General features: G+C 27.1%; 7 protein-coding genes. 4 read left to right on the forward strand and 3 right to left on the reverse strand.

What is annotated here, in order from left to right; genetic code table 11:
• Window positions 1-218 precede the first annotated feature (218 nt).
• Window positions 219-365: a hypothetical protein gene (locus tag AACP42_RS02285; RefSeq protein WP_249402831.1), complete on the forward strand. Its 147-nt coding sequence runs from the start codon at window positions 219-221 to the stop codon at window positions 363-365.
• A gap of 9 nt (window positions 366-374) precedes the next feature.
• Window positions 375-719 carry an ATP-binding cassette domain-containing protein gene (locus AACP42_RS02290; RefSeq protein WP_249402830.1) on the forward strand — a complete coding sequence of 115 codons (345 nt, stop codon included), beginning with the start codon at window positions 375-377 and terminating at the stop codon, window positions 717-719.
• Between the two features lie 91 nt (window positions 720-810).
• Here AACP42_RS02290 and AACP42_RS02295 read toward each other — a convergent pair whose 3' ends face one another.
• The gene (locus AACP42_RS02295; protein WP_249402829.1) at window positions 811-3,801 is read right to left on the reverse strand and encodes a S1 family peptidase; all 2,991 of its coding nucleotides are present in this window, start codon (window positions 3,799-3,801) and stop codon (window positions 811-813) included.
• 477 nt (window positions 3,802-4,278) lie between these two features.
• Here AACP42_RS02295 and AACP42_RS02300 point away from each other — a divergent pair, with 477 nt between their 5' ends.
• A complete protein-coding gene (locus tag AACP42_RS02300; protein ID WP_212775592.1) occupies window positions 4,279-4,692 on the forward strand; it encodes an Hsp20/alpha crystallin family protein in 414 nt (137 codons plus the stop codon).
• A 268-nt stretch (window positions 4,693-4,960) separates the two neighbouring features.
• Here the strand turns inward: AACP42_RS02300 and AACP42_RS02305 are convergent, their stop codons facing one another.
• Together AACP42_RS02305 and AACP42_RS02310 are read right to left on the reverse strand one after the other, a co-directional pair.
• Window positions 4,961-5,278 (reverse strand): hypothetical protein, encoded by a 318-nt coding sequence (locus tag AACP42_RS02305; protein WP_212775591.1) that lies wholly within the window; start codon window positions 5,276-5,278, stop codon window positions 4,961-4,963.
• Window positions 5,279-5,503: 225 nt separating this feature from the next.
• The gene (locus tag AACP42_RS02310) at window positions 5,504-8,251 is read right to left on the reverse strand and encodes a cation-translocating P-type ATPase (RefSeq protein ID WP_212775590.1); all 2,748 of its coding nucleotides are present in this window, start codon (window positions 8,249-8,251) and stop codon (window positions 5,504-5,506) included.
• Window positions 8,252-9,362: 1,111 nt separating this feature from the next.
• On the opposite strand from AACP42_RS02310, the gene AACP42_RS02315 reads away from it, so the two are divergent.
• Entirely contained in the window at window positions 9,363-10,157 is a 795-nt protein-coding gene (locus AACP42_RS02315) for a hypothetical protein (RefSeq protein ID WP_339332293.1), read from the forward strand.
• Window positions 10,158-10,192 lie beyond the last annotated feature (35 nt).

A 10,192-nucleotide genomic window follows, 5' to 3' on the forward strand; every position in this document is an offset into this window, starting at 1 on the left:
TAGACACTTTTTAAGTTTAATGAAATTATTTGTTAGTTTGAAAAGATATGAAATTATCTATTTAATTTTAAGTCTTAAAGAGTAATTTTGAAATAAAAAAATGTCTAAAAAAATGGAACAATTCAGTGGTAGCGTGGATAAAAAAACATATTTAGTTCAACAAGGTTTTAAAAAATCCCCAAAATCTTAAAGATAAACAAAAATTAAAAGAGATTCAAATGATATTTCAAGATCCTGATCAATCTCTTAATCCAAGAATGATTGTAAGAGATTTAGTAGAAGAAGGTTTGATTTATCAAGGAATTAAAGATAAAAATCAAAGAAAAGTACAAGTTTTGGAAATGATTAAATTAGTAGGATTGTAAGAAAGTGATTTGGCGCGTTATACTCATGAATTTTCAGGAGGACAAAAACAAAGAATTGTAATTGCTAGAGCCTTAATTGTAAAACCTACTTTAATTATTGCTGATGAACCTGTTTCTGCTTTGGATGTTTCCATTCAGGCACAAATTCTTAATCTTTTAAATGAATTGAAAGAAAAATTAAAACTTACTATTGTCTTTATTTCTCATGATTTATCCATAGTTAAGTATTTTTGTGGTAGATGTGCTGTAATGTATCATGGTAATGTAGTAGAAATAGCAAATGTTAAAGATATTTTTGTCTTTCCTCAACATCAATATACTAAAACTTTATTGAAAGATGCTAATTTAAGTTAAGTTGAAGTGTGGGAAAATAAATCAATATACTAAAAACAAGATATTAAGATAAAAAGAGACTTTTTAAGTCTCTTTTTTTGTTTATTTAGTTCTAAAAAGACAAAAAATATTGTAATTTATATACAATACTGTATTTATCTTTAAAACTTTTGATATCTATTATTACAAAAACTATAATGCAAATAAAAGTCCATATTAAAAATATTGCTATTTTGGCATTAGTAATGTTTAGTATTTTATTTGGAAAAATATTATTTTTGGGAAATGTAATAAAAGGAAATTGACTTTTGTGTAGATGATAAATATCTTGTTGAGAGCAAATATTAATTAGATTTCCTTGAGAATCAAAGGCAAACCAATTATTATAATAAAGGCTTTCTTCTAAGTTAAAATAATTTTCTAAAAAAGTACTATCTATTGTAATTACTTGGCTGTTTGGGTTATCTAGTAATGCTAAATGGCTTTGAAAAATATGAGGCGCTAAGGCTTTATCAGAGATGTTATTATGATTACTAATTAAATATATTTTTTCTCCTAATAAAAGTTTTTTATCAGGAACAAAGGTACAAACAGGATAATTTGTTCTAGATTCAAAAGTTATGTAGCTAAAAGGATTATTATGGGTGGCTATGGTTTTGTATTTTCCTTTTTCATCTTGTAAGCCAAAAGGTGTTTGGATAGTTATTTTAACGTTTTCATTACAAATATTTTGGAAAGCATCTAAGAGATAAGAAGTGTCTAGGTTTGTTCTATTTTTTTGTAAAATGACAGTATATATAAAAGTATTATCGGAATTATTTACAGTTTTTTTGTCAATAATAACTCCTAAGTTAATATTTTGGGAATTGTAATAATCTTGGCATAAAACTATAGTTTTTAACATATCTTCTTTAATTATTTGTTCTTTGTTATCAAAAAGATTATAAAAAGTATTTGGTTTTGTGGGGCTTTGGAAGGTGGTTTTTGCCAATTTGATATTAGTTTCTAAAATCTTTTTTTGGTTTTCTAAAATGTTGTTATAAGAAAAAGTTTGTTTAGTAAATGATAAAAACATTTTATCTATGTCAATTTTAGGGATTTGAATTGTTTCTTCATAACTTTTTTTATTGTTATAATCAAAAATTTGAATTTGTAAAGAGATACTAAATTGATTAGTATTTGCTAAACTAATTTCTAATTGCTTGTATTTGTGAGTATCAAAATTAACTAATTGTATTGTTTCTAAACCATGACAATTTATTGTAAGTAGAGTTTCTTGGTTGTCTTTATTTTGAAAAATTATTTTTTGTTCGGGCTGTTCTTTTATATAAGTATGGAGGTCTTCTAAAAAGATGTTGGTTTGGATGTGGGGCTTTTGTTCGTTTAGTTTTTCATTTTGTAAGATGTTAAGTTCGTTTGCAATATGATTTGTATTAGTGTTAGTCGTTTGGAATGCAATATTATTTGGTTTGTTATTTGCTATGTTTTCTTTTTTGGATTTGAGTAAAGTATAGAATTGTTGTTTGATGTAGTTAATGTTAATTGATTGAGAAATGCGCAAAATTTTATGATAACTCCTATTTATGCCTATTAATTTTCCTTCAGCATTAAAAAGAGGTCCTCCGCTATTGCCTGAATCTAGGGTCATATCAGAGTTAATTTCTTTTTCATTGAGAAAAGAAATAACTCCTGTTTTAAATAAATTTTGTCTAAATTGAGGTCTTTGGTGAGGCATTAGGTTAAAATACCATTGTTTCCATTTTAGTTTTGTTGGTTTTTGGAATTGGTTAGTTTGTAAGCCTTTTTGGCAACCTAATACCCAAACTTGTTCTCCTTGATGGATAGGTATTTGTATATCTTTATCAAAATTAATGTATTTGGCAAGAACTTCATCTAATTTTTTAGTAGTATCGGAGTTAGGAATAGTAAAAGTTATGATAGCTATATCGTCGTATTCACGATTGTTATTAATAAAAGCATATAGTTTTGCTTGCTTGTTTAATCCTTGATTGTTTTTGATTGTTATTTGTTTTTGGTGATTTGATGTATGATAAAAACTTTCAATTACATGACGATTGGTTAGTGCATAATATATGGTGTGGTTATTTATTTGTTCTTTGTAAACAATTATTCCTGTTCCTAGGCTATAACCAGTATTGATAAATAAAGTAATTAAATTGATGTCTTTTAGTATTTGGTTGTTGGGCGGTTCTTTTTCCTTTGTCTTTGTCTTTGTTTCTGTATCTTTATCTACTATATTATTTATATTATTGGGGTTGATAATTGCATTGATAAGTTTTATTATTGAAGGTTCGTCATTTATTATAGTTTTATTAAAATTTATGGAAGGAATCGCTTTAATATATTTAATTCCTTTTTCTTTTTTTATTTCAGGAGTTATTAAAAAACCAATTAAATTGCCTTTTTCAGTCCAAAACATAGTTTGTTTATTGTTGGAATTACAACGACTAGAAATAGCAATAAATATTTCATCTAATTCATTGTTAACTTCAATATCTTCACTTATATGACTTTGTTGAAAGGCAATTGCTTGTGGTATAGTTGTAGAAAAAGAATGAATTGGTTGTCCTTGGTGATATTTGTTTTGTCTTTGTAAAGGAGTAATTATATATTGTTTATGAGATTTAAAAGTGATAATATCAAAATCTTTTAATAAGGGAGTAAAAATATTATATTTAGTTAATACTTGATTTTGAATAGTGCCCCGTTCTTCTCCTTGGGGATTTGATAATTTTATAATGTTGTTTGGTTGTATGATATTTTTAGGAGTAAGAGCAAAATATATTTTTTGTTCTGAATTGTTAATTGATGGTGTTTTTTCATTTTCATGGTCACTATTGTTTGTAATTTTGAAACTATAAAAAATAATTCCCAAAGCAGTTTTATCATTTGTATGTATTTGCCAAATTTGGTCTTTGTTGGTTTGTATTTGATTAGTATTTTTAATTTGTTCTTCCTTAATATCTTTTTTAATGTTTTCTTTTAAAATGTCTTTTTCTTGTTCCAAAGCTTTAATAGTTTGTTTAATAGTTTTAGTTTGGTTATTTTCATGTAGTTTATCAAAATATAAGGAATTATTCATAAATTGACTAGTATAAGAGTAATTTTGTAATTGAATAAAACTTAGCCAAAAGAGAATAGATATGTTAAAAAATAAGATAAATTTACGATAAAAATTAATTCTTTTCATAAAACTTTTTTCTAATTATGAGCTATGTTAAATAAAATATAAATAAAAGTATTTTTTTTCTTTTGGGATTTATTTAAAATGTAAAACACCCTTCATTATTATTTTACCCTAAAATTTATTTATTAGTTTGTAAAAAAAATAGCAATAATGTATTGACAGTGCCAAAAATTTTTGTTAAAATAAAATTGAGCTTAAAGGATTAAATGTTTTATACATATTATAAAAAATAAAATAAACATAAGAGATTATCAAAAAAGACAGTAAAGATTTATATTTTCATCTAAAATCGCTTTAAGTTCAAATGAACAAATTATAGAAAATCGTTTTTTCATTTTTTAAGTTAGAAAGAAGAAAAAAGGAGTGATAAAAATGCTATTTAGTTTAATTAATCAAAATCAAGATTTATTAGAAAATTTATTTGAAGATTTTAAAACAAATTCTTTAACTAACAACAACAATATTATGAAAACTGATATTCAAGAACAAGATAATCAATACCTTATTACTATTGAATTACCAGGTTTTAAAAAAGAAGATGTTAAAGTTGCTTTGGAAGAAGGTTATTTAGTAGTTGAGGCTAAAAATTCTAAAAAAAATGAAATTAAAGAAGCTAATTTTATACGTAAAGAAAGATTTCAAGGATTTTTGAGACGTAGTTTTTATTTAGGTGATGATTTTCTTTTAGAAGATATTAAAGGTTCTTTGGAACAAGGTTTATTAAAATTAAGTGTTCCTAAAAAAGAAGTTAAACCCAAAGAAAAACATTATATAAAATTAAATTAAGATATAATAAAAACAAGTTAAGTAATTAACTTGTTTTTATTATATATATGATTAATATTATTAAAAGAAATAACCTCTTATTTATAAGAGGTTATTGTGAAATGCTTCAATTATGAAAATAATCATTGGTAGTTGTATTCGTAGGTGATGTAATTATCTTTTGTGCCATCAAAATCATAATTTTTTTTGGTTGATTGTCCTTTGGAGTTGTATTCGTAGGTACAATAATCAGTTTTTGTGCCATTGGATTTATATTCTTGTTTTTTGATTAGTTTTCCTTGTGGAGTTTGGGTTTGAGTTGGTTGAGAGTTTGTTGTTTGTGGTTGTGATGTGGTTGTGATGTGGTTATAAATGTTTGAGAAGGCAAGTAAGGATTTTGATTGACTTGACTTCCTGTATAAGTTCCTTCGTTATTACTATAATTAGGTTTGTAAGTTTGTGTGGGCGGCTTAAATGTTTCTTCTTTTGTTGGTTCTTGTTTAGATTTTAAAACCCAACAAACACATAAAATTAATCCTAACATTAATACTGTAAATGATATTGTAAGTACAATAAAATTTTTATTGTCTTTTTGTGGTTGTTGCATATTTTTTGTCTCCTTTATCATTTCCTTTTAGTTTTATAGGGAACAAAAAACATTTCCCTTACTTTTATTTTACTCTTTTTTTTGCGTAAAGAACGCTCAATAATAGTTAAAAAAGTAGTTTTATGAGTTTAGGAGACTTAATAATTATATTAATAAACAAAAAAAGACCTCTAAAAAAGAGGTCTTTTATAAATTATTTAATTGTAAGTATTAGTTTATTTTTGATTATTTTTGATTCTTAAATGCAAATACTTTTTTCCAGATAGTATCAAATAATAACATAACTAAAGGACATAATAATAAACATAAATAATGAGATATATTAATATCCTTAGTATGGAATATATCACTTAAAGAACTAAATTTAGTAATTAATACAAAGAATAATACTTCAATTATAATACCATAGTACAATATTTTATTAGGTTTTTTGATAGTTTGCCAAAAGTAAAGTTTGTTAGAACGACAAGCAAATGCGTTTCCTACTTGAGCAAAGATAACAGCTCCAAATGCCATAGTAGAAGCTAGGAAGAAGTTGTCTTTTGTATTAAAATTGTAAACTGCACAAAAAAATGCTAAAGACATTAAACCTTCAACTATTCCTAAAAAGCCATAACTACGTTTTAATACTTTAGTGTCCATTAGATGGTCGTTTTTAGTACGTGGTTTTTGGACTAATAAACTTGGGTCAGTTTCTTCAGCTCCTAGAGCAATAGCAGGAATTAAGTCAGTTAAAAGATCAATTGCTAAAATTTGTAAAACATATAAGTAAGGTTCTGTAACTCCTAAAAAAGCAATAGCGATGAAAGGAAAGATTTGAGGGATATTAGAAGCAAAGACATAAGTCATGAATTTTTTGATGTTTTCATAAATACAACGTCCTTCTAAAACAGCTTTGGAAATAGTTGCAAAATTATCATCTAATAAAATCATATCAGCAGCATTACGAGCAACATCAGTGCCTGCTTTTCCCATAGCAATTCCTATGTGAGCTGCTTTAAGGGCTAAAATGTCATTAACTCCGTCGCCAGTAACTCCTACTACTTCTCCATTGTTGCGGTATGCTTGAACAATTTTTAATTTATGTTTGGGAGTAGTGCGTGAAAAGACAACTGGATGAGGGCTTTTGAGGACTTCTTGTAATTGTTCTAAAGACATTTTGTCAAGGTCACAGCCGTCTAAACCAACGAACTTGTCTTGGATGATTCCTACTTGTTTACCAATGGCAGCAGCAGTAAGACTGTAATCTCCTGTAATAATAGTAATTTTTAGTCCTGCTTGAGTTAAGTTTTTAACTGCTTCTTTAACTTCTTCTCTTGGTGGGTCGTAATTAACTGCAAAACCTAAGAAAACCATATCTTCTTCTAGGGGAGGATTTTGTTCAATTTTTTTGTAAGCAAGAGCAAGAACGCGGTATCCTTGGCTTGCAAATTGGTCGTTTTGTTTAAGGAAAGATTCTTTTTCATGAGGGCTAAAAGGACTTACTTGAGAACCTTTGTATTGCATTTGACATTGTTCAAGGACAATATTAGGAGCTCCTTTAATAAAGAGATATTGTGAATTTGTGTCATATGCAGGTTCTTGGTTGTTTTTAACTAAGACACTCATTTTTTTACGTTCGGAAGTAAATGGGTTTAATTGGATGATTTCTAAGTTGTTTTTTACTTCTTCAATGTTGTAACCGTATTTTTTAGCCGCAATTAATAAAGCTCCTTCAGTAGGATTACCGATTAATTCAAATTGGTGGGGTTTAGTTGGCGTAGGAATTAATTTAGCCTCAGAGCATAGAACTGATGCAATTAAGAATTTTTCAATTCCCTTTTTGGAGGCAGTATTGTTTGGGCAAACACTAAATGTTTGTTCGTCGTTATAGCCAGAACCTTTTAATTTGATAGTGCCATCAGGAGTTACAATTTTTCTTACTGTAAGTTGGTTTTGAGTTAGAGTTCCTGTTTTATCAGTACAAATAACAGTAGTAGAACTGAGGGTTTCTAGGGAAGAGATTTTTTTAACTAAAGCGTTTTGTTTAGCCATTCTTTGAGAACCAACTGCTAAACTTAGATTAACGGTAGGAAGTAAGCCTTCAGGAATGTTTGCAACTAACATACCAACTGCACAAACAATTGCTGCTCTAAAAGAATCTATATTATATTTTTCTGCTTTGAAAAAACAAATCATAAAGACAAATAAAGCTGCACAAGAAGCAATAATACTTACTTTTTTAACAATGTGGTGCATTTCTTGGTCTAGAAGACTTTTGCCTTTTTCAATGCTTTGAGCAATGCTTGAAACTTCTCCAATTTGGGTGTTATTTCCAATAGCATAAACAACTGCAAAACAACTACCTTGAGTAACTGTAGTACCTGCATAAACTAAATTAGGCATTTCAGCAATTGAATGATTATCTTCGAGGTTTGGCATTTCAGTACGGTTTAAAGGAATGGTTTCGCCTGATAACATTGAGTTGTCAACAAAAAAGCTATTAGATTGAATAATACGTGCATCCACTGGAACTTGGGTTCCTGTTTCTAAAAAGATGACATCTCCAATGGTAAGTTCAATAACATCCATTAATTCTATTTTTTTGTTGCGGTAAACTTGAACTTTTTTAGGAATCATTTTACCTAAGGAAGACAACATTTTATCAGCTTTGTATTCTTGGGAAAAAGAAAATAAACCATTTACAATGATAACTAAAATAATAGAAATACCGATGGCTGCTTCTTTGGGATTAATTACAAAAATCATTAATGCTGCTATCCATAATAAAATAGCCATTACCGAGGTAAATTGTTTGATGAATTGTTGCCAAAACGGAAAAGATTCGCCTTGTTTGATAATATTTTTACCGTAGAGAGTTTGTCTTTCTTGGGCTTGTTTGTCAGTAAGTCCGCAAGCTTCGGTGTTTAGATGTTTGACAACAGCATCTTTATCAAGACGACTGATTTGCAAAATTTCTTCTTTTTTATTCATATAAAGTTGTTTCCTTTGACTAAATTTTATATTTTAGTATTTTGTTAACTGATATATAAAAAATATTTGCAAGGCTATAATGGTGGATAAAATTAAATGGAATAAAGGAATTCAAAATAATAAGGATGATAATTGAGTAAGATAATTTTTTGGTGGGGGAGTTTGGTTGGGGTTTTGAGTTATGTGGTTTATGTGGTTTGTTAGTCTTGTTTGTGTGCAAAGTCATTTGTATGTTTTTTTGCCTTCTTGCTCTTGCCTTTTTGTTTTGCATTTGCAAGTTTAATAAATTAGTTATATTGTTTTTATAACTACTAAAAATAAATCAGAAAAATACCACAACCAAAGTTATAAAGTATTATCTTGGGTCAATTTTGCAAAATTAAATTATTTTTTAGTTCGTTTATTCTAGTCATCTTTTTTTTGATGATCAATTATTTTTTATAAGCCTGATTAAATTATAACAAAACAAAAAATAAAAGCTAATAATAAATGTTAAAAAAATACATTATTTTGGGAATTTGGAACCAAAAACCGTTATTTTGGGAATTATTTGGGTGGAATTGGGTGAATTTTGAAAAAAATTGTTATTTTTTTGTATCCGTTTTAGTTAATTTTTGGCAGTTGTTGTGATTTGGGATTGGATGAAACAAAATAATAAATTTTTGAGGATGGAATTAGTTATAAAATTTTTTTAAAGTGGTTTTATTAAATATATAAATCACCCAAATGCATTCAAATTTATAATTCTTAAATCCATATTATAAAATATAATAATATATGATGTAGAATTTTAATATTTGTTTATTTGTAGTATATCATTTTGATAACTAATTATCAAGTATAAAATTTATCATCCATTAATAAATCACATTATTTATTATTTGCTATATGATTTTATTTTATATCATCCAAAAAACTTTATTATTTCAAATAACATTAATCACTTTATTATGTTATTTTTTCATGTTAAATTTTAATTTAACTTTTTTAATTTTAAGGAGATAAAAAACTAAATACGATTTCTAAAATCCCAAAATTATTTTGGACAAACATTGCTATTATTATTTTTGTAATAATTGGGATAAAAGAATTTATAGATTCGCCAAAAAAATTGTCAATTGATTTAAGTACTAACCCAACCCATATTATTTGTGATGTTGTTCCTGTAGGGGCTTGTTTTGCAAAACCTTCTATCAATATGTCATTAAAAAAACACCATTTATCTTCTGCAAAACCTCATTATAATATTTATACGGATGAAAAATATATTCCTTTAATGCCTGAACTTTTGGAAACTCAGTTAATGAAAGAAGGCAAAGAACACCGCGATAATAAAGTGATGCAAATTTCCATACAAGCCAAAGAGCACCAAAATAAAAAGTTTAATTGTTCTATTTTACAAGAAGAAGAAAAATTTTTAAGAGAAATCCAACCAAATGGCATAATTATTGAAGGTTTTTTAGACTCTTGTTTGCTTACACAAGCGATTTTACCAAGTGGATCTATTTTTAAATATTATATGCCAACACAAGACAATATACAAACTATTAAAGAAATTTGGTGTGCTAATGGACAAATCCTAAAACCTGATTTTTCTCATATTTTGCATTTTTCTATGATGCAAACACCAACACCCCTTACTACTAGTCAACTAACAGCTTATCATGAAGCAGGACATGCCTTAATAGTTTTGCAATTTCCTTTTGCATTATGTTCGGTTGCCAAAATTTATATTCAAGAAACAACTACTGATTTGACCGCTGATTCGATGTTTTTTTTTGGACAAACAGTTGTTAGGCATCCAAAATTAAATCAAGGTTGGCAAAGATTAGTTTTACAAGCTTTTGGAGGTACAGCTGCGCAACAGTATTTAGCTAATCAAGGGATTTTTGTAGGCGATTACTGAGTTTTTTCAAAATATTGTTTCTTTTAAAAAAAATC

The organism is Hydrangea phyllody phytoplasma (assembly GCF_036985185.1).
Classification (GTDB): domain Bacteria; phylum Bacillota_I; class Bacilli_A; order Acholeplasmatales; family Acholeplasmataceae; genus Phytoplasma; species Phytoplasma asteris.

What these genes read in the sequence shown, in the direction of transcription:
- AACP42_RS02285 (WP_249402831.1), top strand. Translation starts at nt 219, where the DNA reads ATGATATTTCAAGATCCTGATCAATCTCTTAATCCAAGAATGATTGTA.
- AACP42_RS02295 (WP_249402829.1), bottom strand. Translation starts at nt 3,801, where the DNA reads ATGAATAATTCCTTATATTTTGATAAACTACATGAAAATAACCAAACT.
- AACP42_RS02300 (WP_212775592.1), top strand. Translation starts at nt 4,279, where the DNA reads ATGCTATTTAGTTTAATTAATCAAAATCAAGATTTATTAGAAAATTTA.
- AACP42_RS02305 (WP_212775591.1), bottom strand. Translation starts at nt 5,278, where the DNA reads ATGCAACAACCACAAAAAGACAATAAAAATTTTATTGTACTTACAATA.
- AACP42_RS02310 (WP_212775590.1), bottom strand. Translation starts at nt 8,251, where the DNA reads ATGAATAAAAAAGAAGAAATTTTGCAAATCAGTCGTCTTGATAAAGAT.